This is a genomic window from Gardnerella massiliensis, from assembly GCF_003408845.1.
Classification (GTDB): Bacteria; Actinomycetota; Actinomycetes; order Actinomycetales; family Bifidobacteriaceae; genus Bifidobacterium; species Bifidobacterium vaginale_H.
In genome coordinates this window covers 639,288-659,016 of the sequence record NZ_LRTV01000001.1, presented here as the reverse complement: position 1 = coordinate 659,016, position 19,729 = coordinate 639,288, and the positions used below count along the sequence as shown (strand labels likewise).

The window sequence follows — 19,729 nt, the reverse complement described above, 5'->3', positions numbered from 1 at the left end:
TCCGGCGTTTGTTGTTGTTTTGGTGTTTTTTTGGAACATTTGCGGGAGATTTTCCGGCGTTTGTTGCTGTTTTGGTGTTTTTTTGGAACATTCTCCGGAGTTTTTTCTCCGGGTTTTATCGTTCATCAAACCCTGCCTGCCACATATTCAAAAGTGATATTATTAAGCTTACGAATCATTTAAGGAGGGGGCGTAATGGCGGAAGATGTCACGCGAAAATCGTCGAAAAGATCAAAGAACCGCGCCGATCGTACTTCTCATGCTTTACGCACTGTTCTTCATTCTTTAAAGAATTATCGGCTGCTCGGCGTTCTTACTTCCGTAACAATTATTTTTGAAGCCGCTATGCAAATTATTATTCCTTCGGCAATGTCGAATCTTATTGATTTTGGAATTATGCAGCGGTCAAATAGTACCGCCTGGTACTACGGTTTGCAGCTTCTTATTTTTGCCGTGTTTTCTATGGTTGCCGGCGTTATTTCTGGCATTTGTTGCGCACATTCTAGCGCTGGTTTTGGCAGGAATTTGCGGCATAATATTTTTGCGCGCCTGCAACTTTTAAGTTTTTCGGATTTGGATAAGTTTTCTACCGGCACGATTGTGACTCGTATGACTAGCGACGTGTCGAATGTTCAGTTTGCTTACCAGTTGATGATTCGTTCTGGTATTCGTAGCGTTGTGATTATCGTGGCCGCGTGGTGGTTTACTTTTTTAATTAGTCCTGCGATTTCTTGGGTTTTTCTTAGTTTTGTGCCGATTGTTGGTTTAATTGGTGCGGTTGGTGCGAGTATTGTAGCTCCAGCTTTTATGCGAATTTACCGCATGGTTGATGAAATGAATAATCAAGTTGGCGAGAATTTGCATAATATTCGCGTTGTGAAATCCTATGTGCGTGAAGATTATGAAAACAGTCGTTTTATGCGCATTTCTCATAAGATTTACCAGCATTTTCTTAAGGCGGAGTATGTGCTTAATTGCAGCATTCCGCTGTTTAATGTGTGTTTTTATACGGGTATGTTGCTGGTTGCGTGGATGGCTTCGCGAGAAATCGTTGCTTCTGGAAATAATCCTGCTTTTGGTTTAACTACAGGAAATCTTGCGGCGTTGGTGGTGTATGCGCTGCAAATTTTGTTTGCTTTAGCGAATTTGGTTGCGGTTTTTGTTATGTCTGTAACGGCTCGTGCTTCGATGCACAGAATTGCGAAAGTGCTGCAATCGCAAAACACTGAGCTTGTTCCAGAATTCCCTCTTACTAAGATTTCCGACGCTTCGGTTCGTTTTGAGCATGTTTCGTTGCGCTATCCGAAATCGGATGATGCGGATGAATCTACGCCGGCAGAACAGGAAATTTTACACGATATCAACTTGAGTATTCCTTCAGGTGCAACCGTCGGTATTGTGGGGGCTACGGGTTCTGGAAAATCAAGTCTTGTGCAACTGATTGCAAGGCTTTACGATGTAAGTTCCGGCACGCTTTTTGTAGGCGGAAAGGATATTCGTAACTACGATTCTTCTAGTTTGCGCAACGAAGTAGGCTTTGTTTTGCAGAAAAATATTCTGTTTAATGGCACTATTGCAGAAAATCTTCGTTGGGGTAGATTGGATGCTACTGACGAGGATGTGCGCGAAGTATGTAAGATTGCTTGCGCGGATGAGTTTATTCAGGATTTTCCGGACGGCTACAACACTCATATTGAGCAGGGTGGTAAAAATGTTTCTGGCGGTCAGCGGCAGCGTTTGTGCATTGCTCGCGCGCTTTTAAGGAAACCCAAAATCTTAATTCTTGACGATTCTATGAGTGCAGTCGATATGAAAACGGATCGTAAGATTCGTGAAAATTTGAAAAAGTTTATGCCTGATTCCACGCAAATTATTGTGGCTCAGCGCGTATCTTCAATCGAGCACGCAGACATTATAGTTGTGTTGCAAAACGGACGCATTCTTGCCCAAGGTTCGCACAACGACTTGATTAAGTCTTGCGAACTGTACAGAAATATGGCGGAATCTCAAGCAAAAAGTAATGTAACGGACGACGAAACCACAGTAACAACTACGAGCGCAAAGGGAGCTGAATAATTATGTCTACTAAAACGGCTCAGTCTCCTGCCAAATCCGCCAGCAACAGCAGCGCCAAAAGCAGCTCTAGCGCCAACAGACGCTCTAGCAGCAACCGCCGCACAATCAACTGGCCTGTGCTGAAACGTCTCGCTTCCTGCGTGCTAGTGTATCGCGCCAAAATTTTCGTAATCATAGCCGCAATCATTGTAAGCTCGATTGTTCAAGCTGCCTGCGCGATGTTCCTGCAATCCTTGGTCGACGTGTACATTCTTCCGCTCGTTGGCAAGCACAATCCGGATTGGATGCCGCTTGTGCGCATGATAATGCTTATGGCAAGCGTATATGCGGTTGGAGTGTTCAGCTGCTGGCTGTGGAGCCGGCTGGTTGCGAATATTTCCGAAAGCGTTATGCGCGATTTGCGTGACGCCATGTTTCGGCATCAGCAGAAGCTGTCGTTGCGCTACCTCGATGCGCAAGGCTACGGCGATATAATGAGCCGCTACACGAACGATACAGAAGTGCTTCGCGAAGCTATTTCCTGGGCTTTTCCAGACTCCTTTTCGGCGCTTATTTCGATTACGGCAGCTTTTGTGTCAATTATGTGGCTCTCGCTTCCGGTGGCAGCGTTTGTGGCCGTTTTCACCGTTGTTCTGCTGTTTTTAGTGCGATTTATGCTGAAACGTTCCGGTAAGCTTTTTGAACAATTTCAACATGCTTTGGGTGAGTTGAACAAATTTGTAGAAGAATCCGCAACTGGCAATAAAGTTATTAAAATTTTTAATCACGAAACAGTTACGCTTGAAAAATTAGACGATTGCGTCGAAAAAGTACAAAAAATTTCAGCAAGTGCAAATTCTTACGCAAATAATGTGATGCCAATAATCAGCAACGCAAGCTACTTGCTGTATGTGCTGATTGCGCTACTTGGCGCATGGGCTGCTTCAGTTGGTTTACCAACGCTTGGCATGGCAGGTTCCGGAGCTTTAACGCTCGGCACACTTATATCCTTACTCACGCTGTCGCGTGCGTTTATTAATCCTATTGGCGAAATTACTATGCAACTCAATTCGCTGATGATGGCAATTGCCGGAGCTTCGCGAATTTTTGAGCTTCTCGACGAAGAAGTAGAGCCAGACGACGGCACAGTGCGCTTGGTAAAAGTGCGCATCAGCCAAACGCAGTCTCAAGAAAATGCGCACACTTTTGACGTGCTGGAAGAAGTGAGCGAAAAAACGGAAGGCGAGCACGTTTACTGGGCTTGGAAGCGAGCCGCGCAAGATAACGGCACCAAAGCTGTGGTGCGCGCTTCGCAGTTAAGTCAGATGGCGCAAACAGTGGTGTGTCATGCCAAACGCGACGCTTTAACTTCTCAAGACGGCAGGTATACGTTACTTCGCGGCGACGTGCGCTTTACGGACGTTGTGTTCGGATACGACCCTGAGAAGCCAGTTTTGCACGATATTACGTGGTTTGCAAAGCCGGGGCAAAAAGTTGCTTTGGTGGGCGCTACGGGCGCTGGGAAAACTACGATTGCGAATCTGCTTACGCGTTTTTACGATATTGATGACGGACAAATTTTGTATGACGGTATTGACGTTCGTGATATTTGTAAAACTGATTTGCGTTACGCTATTGGCACAGTTTTGCAAGATGTGAACTTATTTACTGGCAGCGTTATGGATAATATTCGTTACGGTCGCCTCGATGCAACTGACGAAGAGTGCGTAAAAGCGGCGAAATTAGCGCATGCTGACGCGTTTATTGGGCAGCTTTCTCACGGTTACGATACTCAGCTTACTAATGGTGGTGAGGGGCTTTCTCAAGGCCAAAAGCAGCTTATTTCTATTGCGCGCGCAGCTGTAGCAAATCCGCCTGTGCTTATTTTGGATGAAGCTACTTCTTCAATCGATACGCACACTGAGGCGTTGGTGCAACACGGCATGGATGCGCTGATGCAAGATCGCACTGTGTTTGTGATTGCGCACAGGCTTTCCACAGTGCGCAATGCAGACGTGATTATGGTGCTTGATCATGGGCGCATCGTTGAACGAGGGTCGCATGAAGATTTAATGGCTCAGCGTGGCGAATATTATCAGCTTTGCACGGGCGCGATTGAGTTGGAATAAGATGCTTGATTTTGTGCGGCAACACGCCGAACACGCCCAGCACTTGCATTTTGCTGAGGATTCTGTAAGATAGTGACTCGGCTGTTCGAGAGAACAAAGCCACGGCCCCGTAGCTCAGTTGGTTAGAGCGCCGCCCTGTCACGGCGGAGGTCACCGGTTCAAGTCCGGCCGGGGTCGCGATTAATAGGAGACCCGGTTTGCCCGGGTTTTTTATTCATCATGGCTCTGTAGCTCAGTTGGTAGAGCGAGCGACTGAAAATCGCTAGGTCAGCGGATCGATCCCGCTCGGAGCCACTTCTTTTTTAGTTCGCGGTACTTGTGTGCCGCGTTTTTTCTTTTGTTGCGAGTACCCTATTTTTCGGTAGTACGTTTGGGAAATAACCCACGTTTGGCTATTGATATAAAAGAAGGTGCGTATGATTAATAAAAAGTTTATAGCAACTTTGGCGACGACTGCCACATTGCTCGGTAGTTTTGCGTTGGTATCTGTGCCTTCGGTTGCATATGCTAGTGATGCCGCAACGTCTGAAACTTCCGCAAAGTCAGCTAATCAGGACGCTACCATTACGTTTAACGACCCTGCTTTTAAAGCTCAAGCGCTTAAAAGTATGAAGGCTGCTGGTCTTATAGACGCTTCTGCTGATGAGGTGACTTCAGCTCAGGCAGAGCGCGCTACTCAGCTTCGCATTGCTGCTGTTGTTGCTGGATTGAATCCTGTTTCCAGCATCCTGGACTTTTCCAATTTTAAGAATCTTAAGGATGTGTCACTCGACGGCTCCCATGTTGCTGATTTGTCTCCGCTTTCGGGCTTAAAACAGCTGCAAAAGTTAAATCTGATTGCTGCTCCTCAGGCTGATTTGTCGCCGCTTTCGGGCTTAAGTAACTTAACTACGCTGGAATTGTCCGTTGCAGATAGTGCCGACGAAGATTCCAATGTTGACAGTATGGACTTGACTGCGCTAAAAGGCTTGGAAAATTTGCAAACATTAAATGTTGATTCGCCGGTTTCCCAATTGTCGCCTTTAGCTGGTTTGAAAAATTTGCAAAAGTTGGATATTACGGTTTCGTCGAATGCTGATTTAACTCAGTTGGCTGCGTTAAAGAATCTGCAATCGTTGAATCTTTACGGTCCAGAGCTTGCAGATTTATCGGGTTTGAGTAAAGTAACAACTTTGAAACAGCTGGTGTTGAATAGTGATGTTGAACAAGCCGTTAATGCTACTCCTCTTGCCAAGCTCACGAATCTTACTGATTTGAATATTGGTATGTCTCTTGAGGATGTTGCTCCGCTTGCTTCCTTGCTTAATCTTCAGAAATTGCAGCTTTCAGGGCCGAAGATTTCCAATGTTGCTGCTTTGTCGGCGTTGAAGAAATTGGAAGTGCTGAATCTTACCGGTACGGACGTGACTGACGTGTCTTCGTTGGGTACGTTGACTGCTTTGACGCGTTTGCTTGTTAATAGCAATGTGAACGGCGACAGTTTGAAGGCGTTGAAGCAAAAGTTGCCTTCGCTTAATGTGGTTTCGGATTATACTGCGGATGATACTCCGTCGAGTTCGTCTGATTCGTCTAATTCGTCTGATTCTAATACAGATCTTGATTTTGACTTGGATGATTTGGATTTGGGCGATATTGATTTTGGTGACTTGGGTGACTTAGGTGACGCTGGCGACACTGGAACTGGTGACGCTGGCACTGGCAACACTGGCACTAGCGATGATTCTAATCCAAGCGATTTCAATTTTGACGATTTCAATTTTGACGATTTTGACTGGGATAGTCTGGATTTGAGCGATATTGATTTAAGCGGCTTAGGCGATTAGGCGACGTCGGTACTGTACTGGTACTGCTAATGCAAATTCATGTCGTTATATGCGTGGGTTTGCTTAATAAAATGCTTGTAAATTTTTGTAAGAAATAAAAAAGAAGGTACTATATGCTGAATAAAAAGTTTATGGCAATGGTAGTTGCGACAGCGACATTGTTTGGTGGTATTGCGGCTGCTTCTATTCCGGCTGCTGCGTATGCGGCTGACAGTGATACGGTTGCTCATGACACAAATAGCTCCGATGCTCCTAACGGTAACCATACTGATTCTGACGACAATACTCCTATCCAATTTAAAGATCCCGAATTAAAGCGTGCTTTACTTGATAATTCTGGAGTAATGAGAGTACTTAAAAATTGGAACAGTAAAGAAATTACTTATGCGGATGCTAAAAAAGTTGGAGAAATTACCATTGATTCGAAGTACAGTGATATTTGTGATCTTTCTGATTTACAGTATTTCCCTAATTTAACGTATTTGAGTCTCCCTGGCACTGCTGTTTCGGATTTTACTCCGCTTAAAAATTTGAAGAATCTGCAGTGGTTGAGGGTTTCTGATACTGCTGTTTCTGATATTTCACCGCTTGCTGGTTTGGCAAATTTGGGTAAACTAGAGTTCACTAATACTCCTATTTCGGATTTGTCTCCGATTAAAGATTTGAAGAAGCTGAATTGGTTGTATCTTTCTGATACGAAGGTTTCGGATTTGACTCCTCTTGCTGGTTTGACGAATTTGACGGAGTTGCAGATTGCTGGTAATCCTATTTCGGATTTGACTCCGCTCAAAAATTTGAAGAATCTGGACGACATAAGATTAGGTTTTACTTCTGTTTCTGATTTGACTCCGCTCAAAGGTTTGAATGAGCTAACAGGCGTGAGTCTTGTCAATACCCCTGTTTCGGATTTGACTCCGCTTAAAGATTCAAAGAAGTTGATATATTTGGATCTTTCTCATACTGCTGTTTCTGATGTTTCGCCTCTTGCTGGTTTGACTAAGTTGAATAATTTGGCTCTCGACGGTACGAAGGTTTCGGATGTAACTCCTCTTGCCAGTTTGAAAGATTTGATGGATTTGAATCTTTCTGGTACGAAGGTTTCGGATGTAACTCCTCTTGCCAGTTTGAAAGATTTGATGGATTTGAATCTTTCTGGTACGAAGGTTTCGGATGTGTCTTCTCTCAAAGACGCAAAGGATCTGTCAACTTTGAATCTTTCTGGTACGAAGGTTTCGGATGTGTCTTCTCTTAAAGATTCAAAGAATTTGACGACTTTGGATCTTTCTAATACTGCTGTTTCGAATGTGTCTTCTCTCAAAGACGCAAAGGATCTGTCAACTTTGAATCTTTCTGGTACGAAGGTTTCGGATGTGTCTTCTCTTAAAGATTCAAAGAATTTGACGACTTTGGATCTTACTGGTACTGCTGTTTCGGATGTGTCGCCTCTTGCTGGTTTGACTAATTTGTCAGCTTTGTATCTTTCTGGTACGAAGGTTTCGGATCTGTCGAAGATTGCTGGTTTGACAAATCTTTCAACTTTGTATCTTTCTGATACTGCTGTTTCTGATTTGTCTTCTCTTAAAGATTCAAAGAATTTGAATGCTTTAGATTTTTCTCATACTGCTGTTTCGGATGTAGCTCCTCTTGCTGGTTTGACTAATTTGTCAGCTTTGTATCTTTCTGGTACGAAGGTTTCGGATGTGTCGCCTTTGGCTGGTTTGACGAATATTTCGACTTTGTATCTTTCTGGTACGAAGGTTTCGGATGTAGCTCCTCTTGCTGGTTTGACTAATCTTTCGACTTTGGATATTAGTGGCGGAATTGATGTTGCTCCGCTTGCTAATTTGGCAAATCTGTATTACTTGCGCATTAATGGTGGAAACCTTAAAAACGTATCTTCGCTGAAGAATGTTAATTCTGTTACGATTGACGCTTCCAACATGAATATGCCTGAATTAGCTAATTTGCCAAATTTGCAAGGTTTATGCTTAAGTGGCGTACACAAGGCTGATGATATTGATGCGGCTACTATTGCTAAATTAAAGAATTTGAATACTTTGTACGTGGGTACCGATGTGAGTCCTGATGTAGTCCAAGAGTTGCAGCAAAAGTTCCCGAATCTATCCATTCTCTCTGATGCTAGCTTAAATGGTACGCAGTCTGGGACTGTTGAGCCTGTGAATCCGGTTGAGCCACCAGTGAATCCAGTTGAACCACCAGTGAATCCAGTTGAACCAGTGGATCCTGATTTTGACTTTGACTGGGACAATTTTGACTGGGATGATTTGGATTTGAGCGATATCGATTTTGATGATTTAGGTGACACTGGCGACACTGGTACTGGAGAGTCTGGTGATACTGGAGATGATTCTGATCCAAGCGATTTCGATTTTGATGATTTCGACTGGGATAGTTTGGATTTGAGCGATATCGATTTTGGTGACTTGAGTGATTTAATTGACACTAGCTCTGTTGCTAACGCCAACTCTAACGATAACGCTGGTAACGCCAACTCTGGTACCGCTAACGCTGGTAACGCTAACGCTGGCGACGCCTCCGCTAACACTGGTACTGCTAACGCTGGTACTGCTAATGCGGGCGACGCCTCCGCTAACACTGGTACTACTAATGCTGGTACCACTAATACGGGTGCGGCTAATGCTGGTAACGCCAACGCTGGTACCACTAATACGGGTGCGGCTAACACGGGTAACGTCAACTCTAACGCTAACGCCGGTACTGCTAATAATGGTACGGCTAAAGCTAGCGACGCTAATAATGGTGCTGCTAAAGCTGGCGATGCTTCCTCTAACGCTGGTACCTCTAACGCTGGTGCTGTTGCGCCCGTATCCAAAGGCGACGCCGCTACTACGGTGGCGTAAAAGTGTTGCTGCAGTTTGACTAACCGCTTAATGTAGTAAATATTTTCCCCACGTTTGTTTTCGATTCTATTGATTCGGAAAACAAACGTGGGGAAATTTTTTGTTCTAATTCAATCTTTTTTGTTTCGTAAGCTAGTGTTTCGCAAGATAGCGTTTGCTAGTCGAGTTGCTTCCAAGACGCCACATCAATGTGATGCTCAGGATTTGCTTGCCAAGCGTTCCAAGCAGACTCCACAATGTCTTTCACGTCGTAGCGCGCGTGCCAGCCCATTTCCTCATTTATGCGCTTTGCGCTACCAATAAGCTGTGGAGGGTCGCCGGCCCTACGCTCAAGCACCGTTTCCCTAAATGGCAAGCCGGTAACGCGACGAACTTCCTCAACAATTTCGCGAACGGAAGTGCCCTTGCCGGTACCCACGTTAAAAGCATCATACTTACGTTCGTCGCGTTCAAGATATTGCAGCGCAGCAAGATGTGCGTCTGCCAAATCCGAAACGTGAATGTAATCGCGTACGCAAGTGCCGTCTGGAGTAGGGTAGTCGTCGCCAAAAATAGCAGGAGCTTTGCCGCGCTGCAAACGGTCGAGAAGCATAGGAATCAGGTTCAAAATAGCAGGATCTTCCAGCTCAACTGGTCCACAGCCTGCCACGTTAAAGTAGCGCAAAGCGCAGAAGCGGATTCCATACGTGTGCTCGCACGCGCGCGCCATCCACTCGCCAAAAAGCTTAGTTTGACCATAAGGATTAATTGGTAGCATCGGCACCACGTCCTCTGGCACTACTTCGACAGGTGGTACACCGTAAGTTGCTGCAGAGGAAGAGAACACGAGCTTTTTGACGCCACTGTCTTTCATACCTTCGAGAACATTGAGCATGCCGTTAATATTCTGCTGGTAATACCACAGTGGTTTTTCTACTGATTCTCCAACTTGCTTGCGTGCTGCAAAATGAATCACGGCGTCGACGTGCTCATCTTTCATAATTTGCGCAAGCCGCTTACCTGCGTCTGGGGAGGCAATATCCATGCCGTACAGTCGTGCGCCTTCAATACGTGTAGGCTTTCCATAGCTTAAATCGTCCACAACGACGACATTCTGCTTGGTTTCGTGCAAAGCGTGTACTACGTGTGCGCCAATATATCCGCACCCGCCCGTAACAAGAACAGTCATTCTTGACCTTTCCTCGTATCTTTGTGTAATCAGTGCGATTATATCTCGCCAAACTGAACGAATTGCAAAATAGGCTACACACATTTTTGCGTAGTCGGCGTTTTGCGAAATAAATTTTCGCATTATCTACTCAAATTTTCTGCGCACGTGATAGCATCGAATAGATATATATCAATGAGATGCGTCCCAAAAGCGAGGTGTAAAGCATATGACTCTGTTGACGCCTAAGGACATTCGAGAGCATACCTTCCAGATTGTACGTTTCAAGGGAGGATATGACGTTGACGAGGTTGACGAGTTTCTTGATCAAGTTACAGAAACGATTGAAGCACTTGGTCAGCAGGCAGTGCAGGGACTGGGTCAGTCCACGCAATCGCTTGGCCGTGATGTTGCGGGCTTGAATACCAAGATTGCTGAGTTAACTTCTCAAGTAGAGTCCTTAACTAAAGAAAATGAAACGTTGCGTAACGCTAGTAAGCAGCAGGGCGAAACTTCTGAAGCCGCTGCCCAGCTTGAGTCTACTGCAACTAAGTTGCGTGAAGCTGAAGAAAGCAACCGTGCGTTGGCTGCTCAAAACCAGCAGTTGAAGGAGCAATTGGACGGCTTGGGTGCTCAAGTTGATCAGTTGACTGCTCAGACCGCTCAGGCAGACAATGCTAAGCAGTTGCAGAAGGAATTGGAAACGATTACGCGTGAGCGTGACGACTTCCGTGCTAACAGCGAAAACTTGGGTCGTGAACTTGAGTCGGTTCGTCAGCAGCTTGTTGTTACCCAGCAGGAGAACTCCAGGGTTGAAGATCTTGCTAAGCAGTTGGAAGAATCCCAGCAGCGCGAGGAGCAGCTTCGTCAGCAGGTTGCTAAGCTGGAGCCAAATACGGAAACTGGTAGCTTGCAGAAGATTGCTGGCGCTGGAGTTGAAGCTCAAGGTTCTGAACCGGAGCGTGCTACCGCAATGTTGACTCTCGCTATGCAGTTGCACGATCAGTACGTTGATAAGGGCAAGGCTAAGGCTCAGCAGATTGTTGAAGAAGCTCAGTCTCACTATAACGACACTGTTGCTAAGGCTGACGAGTACTCTACTCGCACTCGTGGTGAAGCTGAAGAATACAGCAAGCAGACTCGCGGTGACGCCGACGACTATTCTGCACGCACTCGCTCTGACGCTGATGCTTATGCTTCCCGTGCTCACAACGAGGCCGACGCTTACTCTGGTAAGGTTCGTCAGGCTGCAGATGATTACTCTAAGCAAACTCACGATCAGGCTGATCAATACGAAGCTGAAGTACAGCATCGTGCGGCAGACTACGATTCTACTACTCGTACCGCTGCTGACGCTTATGCTCGTCAGGTGCGTGAGAATTTGGAGAAGCAAACTCAGGTTATCGAAGGCAATATTCAGAGCCTCAAGCAGTTTGAGACCGAGTATCGCACTCGTTTGACCGACTTCTTGGGCCAGCTTGTTGCTCAGGTTTCGGACGAGAATGCTTATGCTGAATTAGGTCAGAATCAGCCTGCTGAGAATGCTCAGCAAGAGCAGTGAGTATTCGACATTACTAAAGATCGGATAAATTTTGGCGCATAGAGATGTGCGTGTGAAACGGCTGCGTACCCGCGCAGCCGTTTTTGCGCTTATTGTTATTGTTGGGCTTGTTATAGATCGTGTAACTAAGCTGTGGGCGTTGGCTTCTTTAAGCGGCGGAAAGCATGTTGAGATAGTTCATAATGTTCTTTCACTGTCGTTAGTTAGGAATCCTGGGGCATCGTTTGGACTAGGTTCTGGGGCGACTTGTTTTATTAGCATTTTGGCTATTGTTGCTTGCGTTGCGATGCTGGTTGCAGTTCGGCGCACATTGTCGTTGCAGTGGACGCTGGCGTTGTCACTTGCCTTTGCTGGAGCGTTTGGTAATTTGATTGATCGTGCCATGTATGCCGAGGGCTTTTTGGATGGCAAGGTGATTGATTTTATCAACTACGGTTGGTCTGTTGGCAATGTCGCCGATATTATATTGGCGGTTGCTGGTGTTTGGTTTGTGGTGTTAGTTATTTTTGACTTCCCGTTTAAGCCTGGTAATGTTTCCAAATCTTATGGAACAAACGAAACAGGCGCAACAAACGCAACAAACGCAACAAACGTAACGAACGTATCAAACGAAACAAACGCAACAAACGAAGCAGACGAAACGAATCAACTTTCTTCTGTGGAAAGTAACGAATAGTTATGCAATTTCCTACGCCTATTCCTGAAGATTTTGTCGGCTGCCGTTTTGATGTTGCAGTTGCTCAATTGCAAGGTATTTCGCGTTCTAAAGCGAGTGCGCTGATTGCTAGTGGTGTCGTATTTCTTGCGAATCGAAAAGCGTCTAAATCGGCTGTGCTGCTTACTGGCGACGAAATAGTATGCGCTACGGAAACGATGGAATCGCAAGAAGCAGTGGAATCGCAAGAAGCGGGAGTATCACAAGAAGCACACGATTCCCGCCAAACGTACGATTCCAACCAAACGTTGCAACGTTTGCGCGACCAATACTTACGCATCGAAGCAAATATGACGATTGCCTACCAAGATGACGATATCGTAGTCGTAGATAAGCCGGTTGGTATGGCTGCTCACCAAGCTCAAGGCTGGGACGGACCAACCGTTGGACAGGCCTTAGAAAATCGCGGAATTAGCATCTCGGCAACTGCTGGAGACGAAAATCGTCGAGGAATCGTAAGCAGACTTGACGTTGGCACAAGCGGCTTAATGCTTGTTTGCAGAACGGATTTGGCGTACGAAGCTATGAAACAACAGTTCTCCAACCACACCGTTACAAAAACCTACCATGCGCTAGTACAAGGCGACTTGACGCAAAATAAGGCAACAATCGAAGCTCCAATCGGTCGCGCGAAAGTATCTGACTTCCGTTTCACAATTACGCCTACAGGAAAGCCGGCGGTAACGCATTGGGATGTGCTGGAACGTTTTGGTAGGGCAACTCTCGCCAGTGTCAATTTGGAAACTGGTCGCACTCACCAAATTCGCGTGCATTTTACTTCTATAGGACACCCGTTGGTCGGTGACTCAATGTACGGCGCCAATCCGGTGCTTGCAGCACAATTAGGCCTCGAACGTCAATGGTTACATTCCACGGAGCTTACTTTTACGCATCCGCGCACCGGTAAATCCGTGACAGTTCGGTCGCATTATCCTTCTGATTTGCAACACGCGTTAGAAGCTATGCGAGCATTGTCAAAGTAGCGTTTTTGCATTTTTTCAGTCAACTTTCGACTATAGAATATCACTTATGACTCAGCCGGAAACCAATTTTGTACACTTACATAACCACACGCACTATTCGCTTCTCGACGGTGCGTCAAAAATCCCCGATTTGGTTAATACTGCGAAAGAATTGGGTATGCCGGCCGTTGCTATTACTGATCACGGCAATATGCACGGCGCGTATGAAATGTGGAGTACGGCTGTAAAAGCTGGAATTAAGCCGATTATCGGCATAGAAGCGTATGTGACTCCTGAAACCGCGCGTCAAGACAAAAGCCGCGTGCATTGGGGTACGGAAGATCAGCGTGCGGACGACGTTTCCGGCGGTGGTTTAATCACTCACATGACAATGTGGGCGGAAAACGATACGGGCTTAACGAATCTTCTTAAAGCTTCGTCTGTGGCGAATCTTGAAGGCCGCGTTATGCGCTACCCGCGTATGGATAAAGACGTGCTCGCAACCTACTCAAAAGGCGTAATCGCGTCCTCCGGATGCCCTTCTGGAATTATTCAAACGCGTCTTCGCTTAGGTCAGTTCAATGAAGCTTTACGTGCTGCAGGCGAGTTTCAAGATATTTTTGGGCGCGATAACTTCTTTATTGAACTTATGAATCACGGACTTTCAATTGAAACGCGCGTAACAAAAGATTTGCTTGAGATTGCGAAAAAGCTTAACGCTCCGCTGCTTGCTACGAACGATTTGCATTACGTTCACGAGGAAGATCGCGAAGCGCAGGATGCTATGCTTTGCATTAATTCCGGTTCGCGCCTAGACGATCCTGACCGTTTTAAGTTTGACGGTTCCGGCTACTATTTGAAGTCCGCCGAGCAAATGCGCGAACTTTTTAAAGAGTTTCCTGAAGCCTGCGATAATACGCTTGAGATTGCTCGACGCTGCAATGTCATGTTTGACGACGGCGAAGATGGCGCTTTTATGCCACAATTTGACTGTCCAGAAGGCTGGGATGAGACTTCGCTATTCCTTAAAAAAGTTGAGGAAGGCTTGGAGCGTCGCTACAATAACAACATTCCGATGGAAGTGTTAAAGCAGGCTGACTACGAGTGCGGCGTGATTTGCCAAATGCAGTTTTGCGGATACTTTTTGGTTGTTGCAGACTACATTAACTGGGCTAAAGCGCATGGCGTAATGGTCGGCCCTGGTCGTGGCTCTGCTGCAGGAGCTATGGTTGCGTACGCAATGGGCATTACCGAGCTTGATCCTATGAAACACGGCCTTATTTTTGAACGCTTCTTAAACCCGGAGCGCGTATCATTGCCAGATATTGACGTTGATTTTGATCCGGATGGCCGCGCGAAAGTGCTTGAATACGTTGGTGAAAAATACGGCAGAGATAAAGTTGCTCAGTGCGTTATTTACGGAACGATTAAAACGAAGCAGGCGTTGAAAGATTCCGCTCGCATTATGGGATACGAGTTTTCAGTTGGCGAAAAGATTACGAAAGCCCTTCCGCCGTCTAAAAACGGTAAAGATATGAGCTTGCACGAAATGTTCGACGAAAAATCAAAGCGTTATGCCGAGGCGCGCGAGTTTCGTGAAATGTATGAAACAGATCCCGACACGCGTCGTATTACAGAAGAAGCAAAAGGTATTGAAGGTTTGATTCGTCAAACTGGTGTGCACGCTTGCGCAACAATCATGGGTTCGGAGCCAATCACCAACACGTCGCCGCTTTTAGAGCGCACTGACGGCACTATTACCACAACTTTCGAGTATCACACTTGCGAAACGCTCGGTCTCGTAAAAATGGACTTTTTAGGCCTTTCCAACTTGACAGTTATTCGCGATACCTTGCGAAATATTGAAAATAATGGGAAAGAGCCGATTGATTATACGAAAATTCCTTTGGACGATAAACCTACGTATCAATTGCTTTCCAGGGGAGATACTTTAGGCGTTTTCCAGCTTGATTCCGACGGCATGCGCGCGCTGCTTCGCACCCTAAAACCGGATAATTTCAACGATATTTCGGCTTTGATCGCACTTTACCGACCTGGCCCTATGGATATGGATTCGCATACGAATTACGCCAAACGCAAGAATGGTTTGCAGGAAATTACTCCTATTCATCCGGAAGTTGCGGAACCGTTGAAGGATGTGCTTGGAGAAACCTACGGTTTAATCGTCTACCAGGAGCAGGTGCAGTCTGCTGCGCGTATTTTGGCAGGGTACAGCCTTGGTAAGGCAGACGTGTTGCGTCGAGCAATGGGTAAAAAGAAGCCGGAGGTGCTGGCAAAAGAGCAGGTGCCGTTCTTTGAAGGCATGAAAGCACACGGATATTCCAGGGAAGCTGCTCAAGCAGTGTGGGATGTTTTAGTGCCGTTCTCCGGCTACGCGTTTAACAAAGCTCACTCTGCAGCTTATGGCTTAATCTCTTACTGGACGGCCTACTTAAAAACGCATTATCCTGTGGAATTTATGGCGGCCTTGCTCCAAAACGAGCGCACTAATAAAGACAAAACCGCACTGTACTTGGGTGAGGCTCGTCGCATGGGTATTCAAGTTCTGCAGCCGGATGTGAACGAGTCTGTGCTCGAATATTCTGCAGTTGGGGATGTTGTGCGCTTTGGCTTGGGTGCTATTCGTAACGTTGGAGATAAAGCAGTAAACGATATTATTGCGGAGCGTGAAAGTGAGCGCGGGCGTTTCGTAAACTTTATGGACTTTATTAAGCGTGTACCGATTACGGCGCTGAACCGACGCCTAGTTGAGTCGCTTATTAAAGCGGGAGCGTTTGATTCTATTGATTCGAATCGTCGCGCGCTGTTTCAAATTTGTTATCCCGCAATAGATTCTGTGATTGCGATTAAAAGAAAGCAGGCCGAGGGTCAGTTTGACTTGTTTGCTGATCTTGACTCGTCTTCCGACTCGAGCATCGATAACGGCATGGGAGATATGCAAATTAATGTGCCGGACGTTGAGGAGTGGGATAAGAAAACGAAGCTTAATTTTGAGCGCGAAATGTTGGGCTTGTATGTTTCTGACCATCCGTTAAGTGGATTGTCTGCGGTTTTGGCTGATTTGCGTGAAATGTCAATTGCGCAACTTATTGACCGTGCAAAAACGATGAGTGACGGACAGCAAGTGACGATTGCTGGTTTAGTTACTAGCGTGGATAGGCGAGTGTCTCGTAAGGGTAACGCTTGGGCAATCGTAACTGTTGAAGATATGGAAAGTTCCATACAGTGCATGTTCTTTGGAAAGGTGTACGAAGCGTCAGCGCAGGAGCTTGCGATTGACCAGGTGGTGCGTATTCGCGGGCAGGTTGAAGTGCGCGACGAAACGGTTTCTATGCGAGCCACGGAGTTTGAAGTGCCAACTCTGGAGTCGGTTGACGAGCGGCCGCTCACTATTGTGCTTCCTCGACAAGCTTTAGACAAGGGTCATGTTGCGGAATTAAGTAGTATTTTGAGCCGTCACCCGGGATGTTGCGAAGTGCGTTTGGCATTAATTGACGATACTGGGCGTGCGCAAGTGCTTACTTTTGGCGACCGTTTCCGCGTGAAGCGCGATACTTCGCTGTTTGCGGAAATGAAAATTGTTTTCGGATCGAACTGTTTGCCGAGCGCGTAAAATATGCAGTATTAATTTGGTAAAATATAAGGTTTAAGAAGCTGTATTAAATAATCTATATTTAAAGGGGAGAAAGTAATGGAAATGTCAAATAATGGCGACGAGCGAAAAAATAACGAAGCTAACGGTGACGATTCAGTACGCGCTTCTTTTACAGATGCTGAATTAGATAACGCGCTTGCAGGTTTTGAACGCGAATTTCAGGATGAATCCAAAGAAAATTCAGATAGCGAAAGTTCCGATATCGAAAATTCAAAAAATGCTCAAAGTGACGGCGAAAATCAAGAAAATAGTGCTCTTGATGACGCAATGCGAGACATTGAAGAAGCGAGTTTTGAAGAAGATTTAGAAGGGTTGCTCGGCAATAAGGCGAAAGTTGCCATGATAATCACTTACGTTGAGCCAGCGCAGCTGCTCGCAGCCTTCTGCAAAATGGCGGACGTTTCCGCAAAATGCTTTGACGAAGAACAAGGCGCCGTTGCCATATTAAAAAATCTCAAAGATAACGGTCCGGAAGAAGACGTAAAAGAATTCGTTGATTTCTTCCGCGGAATGGACGTTATGCTTATCGTAAATCGGGCCGACAAAATCACTGCAAAAATTTACCAAAATGGGGTAGAGCCGCAGGAAATTGTGGCGCCAATGGCGTTAGCTGTGTGGTCAAGAAGAGTAGAAGACCTCGCCATTTGCATGGAAACAGTAGATACTCTTGCAAAACAAGACGTAACAATGTACGATAGCGACGATTTAAGCGACTTTGCTGCGTACAAAATCTTTAATAAATATGGCAAACGGTGAATATTGCGAAAAATACTGCGAATAAAATATTGCGAAAAAGCAAGTGTTGCGTAATTTCATTACGAATACGTAAATTCATTGCTCATAGCTAAGATTCATGCAGAATAATTTGCAAGAATACACTACAATATACATGACGTGCTTATAAATATTACTGCGCAAGCTGGCTGCTAAGCTCAATAATAGCGTGGTAAAAATGCTACCCAAGGGGCTGATTATGGATAGACAACAAGAGTTTGCTTTGCGCACTGTTGAAGAGCGTGACGTTCGTTTTATTCGCCTCTGGTTCACGGATGTGCTCGGTACGCTAAAATCTGTTGCTATTGCTCCTGCTGAATTAGAGGCCGCGTTTGAAGAGGGCATCGGATTCGACGGTTCTGCTATTGAAGGCATGACGCGCGTTTTGGAAGACGACATGATTGTGAAGCCGGATCCGTCGACTTTCCAAATTCTCCCATGGCATGGCGGTCCTGAAGGTACGGCGCGCATGTTCTGCGATGTGCTCACACCTGACGGCGAGCCTTCGCTAGGGGATCCTCGCCACGTTTTGAAAACGGCGCTCGCTAAAGCGAAAGAAAAGGGCTTTACGTTCTACGTGCATCCGGAAATTGAGTTTTACTTATTTGAAGCGCAGGATGATTGGTCTAAAGCGCCTGTGCCTATTGATGAGGGTGGCTATTTTGACCACGTTCCTAAGAGTTCGGCGATGGATTTTCGTCGCAACGCTGTAAGTGTGCTTGAACAAATGGGCATTTCCGTAGAGTATTCGCACCATGAAGGCGGCCCTGGTCAAAACGAAATCGACTTGCGTTACGCGGATGCGCTTACTACCGCGGATAATATCATGACTTTCCGCACGGTAGTGAAGGAGATTTCTCTCGAGCGCGGCATGTACGCAAGCTTTATGCCAAAGCCTTTAACTGATCAGCCTGGTTCTGGCATGCACACGCATTTGAGCTTGTTTGAAGGCGATACGAACGCTTTTTATGAGGCTGGCCAAGAGTTTAATATGTCGCTTATTGCGCGTCAGTTTGCTGCTGGCATTTTGCATCACGCTTCGGAAATTTGCGCTGTGACTGACCAGTACGTGAACTCTTATAAGCGTTTGTGGGGTGGGGCGGAAGCTCCTAGCTACGTGTGCTGGGGTCACAGCAACCGTTCGGCGCTGCTTCGCGTCCCGCAGTATAAGCCAGGCAAAGGCAACTCTTGCCGTATGGAATTCCGCGCGCTCGATCCTGTGGCGAACCCGTATCTTGCCTACTCTGTGCTGCTGGCTGCAGGCTTGGATGGTATCGAAAAGCAGATGACATTGTGCGAGCCTACTAGTGACGACGTGTGGGAGCTTACTGATGCTGAGCGTCAGGCAATGGGTATTCAGCCGCTTCCGGAATCCTTGGATGAGGCGCTAAAGATTATGGAGCGCTCGGACTTTGTGGCGAGCGTATTAGGCGAGCATGCTTTCGAGTACTTCTTGCGCAATAAGCATCAGGAGTGGGAAGAGTACCGTCGCCAAGTGACGCCTTTTGAACTTGAGAAGTACTTGCCGCGATTGTAGCTGTTTTGGCGTTTTTGTGGAACATTTGCCGGAGATTTTTCTACGCTGTTAAGACCCTAACGCAGAAACCGTGCTGCGTTAGGGTCTCATTTTGCCTGTTTTAGGACCTTAGTGCAGTTGGCGCGCTGCGTGAGGGTCTCATTTTGCTTGTTTTGGGACACTGGTGCAGTTGGCGCGCTGCGTTAGGGTCTCATTTTGCTTGTTTTGGGACACTGGTGCAGTTGGCGCGCTGCGCTAGTGTCTCTTAATCCCGTTCTTCGGACCCGCGTGCAGTTGGCGCGCTGCGTTAGGGTCTCATTTTGCTTGTTTTGAGACACTGGTGCAGTTGGCGCGCTGCGTTAGGGTCTCATTTTGCTTGTTTTGAGACACTGGTGCAGTTGGCGCGCTGCGTTAGGGTCTTTCGTTTGCGCTTTGACAGAGCGAGCGTTGTGTTTGTTTGTTATTAAAGCAGTTTGATTCCTTTTGTAT

At 46.3% G+C, this 19,729-nt stretch carries 11 protein-coding genes and 2 tRNA genes; 12 read left to right on the top strand and 1 reads right to left on the bottom strand.

The annotated features are described in order from the left end of the window. Positions 1-195 precede the first annotated feature (195 nt). The 6 genes from AXE77_RS02570 to AXE77_RS06955 all read left to right on the top strand — a co-directional run bounded on the left by AXE77_RS02570 (position 196) and on the right by AXE77_RS06955 (position 8,889). Positions 196-2,076, top strand: coding sequence for an ABC transporter ATP-binding protein (locus tag AXE77_RS02570; protein WP_116711966.1), 1,881 nt, complete (start codon positions 196-198; stop codon positions 2,074-2,076). Between the two features lie 2 nt (positions 2,077-2,078). Further along, positions 2,079-4,184: an ABC transporter ATP-binding protein gene (locus AXE77_RS02565; RefSeq protein WP_116711965.1), complete on the top strand. Its 2,106-nt coding sequence runs from the start codon at positions 2,079-2,081 to the stop codon at positions 4,182-4,184. Positions 4,185-4,287: 103 nt separating this feature from the next. Next, positions 4,288-4,361: transfer RNA gene (locus AXE77_RS02560), tRNA-Asp, on the top strand. A 44-nt stretch (positions 4,362-4,405) separates the two neighbouring features. Continuing rightward, positions 4,406-4,478, top strand: a tRNA-Phe gene (locus tag AXE77_RS02555). Positions 4,479-4,600: 122 nt separating this feature from the next. Then, a complete protein-coding gene (locus tag AXE77_RS02550; protein WP_116711964.1) occupies positions 4,601-6,007 on the top strand; it encodes a leucine-rich repeat domain-containing protein in 1,407 nt (468 codons plus the stop codon). 113 nt (positions 6,008-6,120) lie between these two features. After that, positions 6,121-8,889, top strand: a complete 2,769-nt coding sequence (locus AXE77_RS06955) for a leucine-rich repeat domain-containing protein (protein WP_430886639.1) — start codon at positions 6,121-6,123, stop codon at positions 8,887-8,889. Between the two features lie 157 nt (positions 8,890-9,046). Here AXE77_RS06955 and galE read toward each other — a convergent pair whose 3' ends face one another. Continuing rightward, positions 9,047-10,057, bottom strand: coding sequence for a UDP-glucose 4-epimerase GalE (galE, locus tag AXE77_RS02540; RefSeq protein WP_116711962.1), 1,011 nt, complete (start codon positions 10,055-10,057; stop codon positions 9,047-9,049). Between the two features lie 208 nt (positions 10,058-10,265). Here galE and AXE77_RS02535 point away from each other — a divergent pair, with 208 nt between their 5' ends. The 6 genes from AXE77_RS02535 to glnA all read left to right on the top strand — a co-directional run bounded on the left by AXE77_RS02535 (position 10,266) and on the right by glnA (position 19,261). Then, positions 10,266-11,597 (top strand): DivIVA domain-containing protein, encoded by a 1,332-nt coding sequence (locus AXE77_RS02535; protein WP_116711961.1) that lies wholly within the window; start codon positions 10,266-10,268, stop codon positions 11,595-11,597. Positions 11,598-11,649: 52 nt separating this feature from the next. Then, positions 11,650-12,273, top strand: coding sequence for a signal peptidase II (locus AXE77_RS02530; protein WP_116712068.1), 624 nt, complete (start codon positions 11,650-11,652; stop codon positions 12,271-12,273). Between the two features lie 2 nt (positions 12,274-12,275). After that, positions 12,276-13,295, top strand: a complete 1,020-nt coding sequence (locus AXE77_RS02525; RefSeq protein ID WP_116711960.1) for an RluA family pseudouridine synthase — start codon at positions 12,276-12,278, stop codon at positions 13,293-13,295. Positions 13,296-13,341: 46 nt separating this feature from the next. Beyond that, entirely contained in the window at positions 13,342-16,908 is a 3,567-nt protein-coding gene (dnaE, locus tag AXE77_RS02520) for a DNA polymerase III subunit alpha (protein ID WP_116711959.1), read from the top strand. Between the two features lie 84 nt (positions 16,909-16,992). Continuing rightward, the gene (locus AXE77_RS02515; RefSeq protein WP_116712067.1) at positions 16,993-17,706 is read left to right on the top strand and encodes a hypothetical protein; all 714 of its coding nucleotides are present in this window, start codon (positions 16,993-16,995) and stop codon (positions 17,704-17,706) included. A 217-nt stretch (positions 17,707-17,923) separates the two neighbouring features. Beyond that, positions 17,924-19,261, top strand: a complete 1,338-nt coding sequence (gene glnA / locus AXE77_RS02510) for a type I glutamate--ammonia ligase (RefSeq protein ID WP_116711958.1) — start codon at positions 17,924-17,926, stop codon at positions 19,259-19,261. Positions 19,262-19,729 lie beyond the last annotated feature (468 nt).

Coding starts and splice junctions, on each gene's coding strand:
- AXE77_RS02570 (WP_116711966.1), top strand. CDS start 196: ATGGCGGAAGATGTCACGCGAAAATCGTCGAAAAGATCAAAGAACCGC.
- AXE77_RS02565 (WP_116711965.1), top strand. CDS start 2,079: ATGTCTACTAAAACGGCTCAGTCTCCTGCCAAATCCGCCAGCAACAGC.
- AXE77_RS02550 (WP_116711964.1), top strand. CDS start 4,601: ATGATTAATAAAAAGTTTATAGCAACTTTGGCGACGACTGCCACATTG.
- AXE77_RS06955 (WP_430886639.1), top strand. CDS start 6,121: ATGCTGAATAAAAAGTTTATGGCAATGGTAGTTGCGACAGCGACATTG.
- galE (WP_116711962.1), bottom strand. CDS start 10,057: ATGACTGTTCTTGTTACGGGCGGGTGCGGATATATTGGCGCACACGTA.
- AXE77_RS02535 (WP_116711961.1), top strand. CDS start 10,266: ATGACTCTGTTGACGCCTAAGGACATTCGAGAGCATACCTTCCAGATT.
- AXE77_RS02525 (WP_116711960.1), top strand. CDS start 12,276: ATGCAATTTCCTACGCCTATTCCTGAAGATTTTGTCGGCTGCCGTTTT.
- dnaE (WP_116711959.1), top strand. CDS start 13,342: ATGACTCAGCCGGAAACCAATTTTGTACACTTACATAACCACACGCAC.
- AXE77_RS02515 (WP_116712067.1), top strand. CDS start 16,993: ATGTCAAATAATGGCGACGAGCGAAAAAATAACGAAGCTAACGGTGAC.
- glnA (WP_116711958.1), top strand. CDS start 17,924: ATGGATAGACAACAAGAGTTTGCTTTGCGCACTGTTGAAGAGCGTGAC.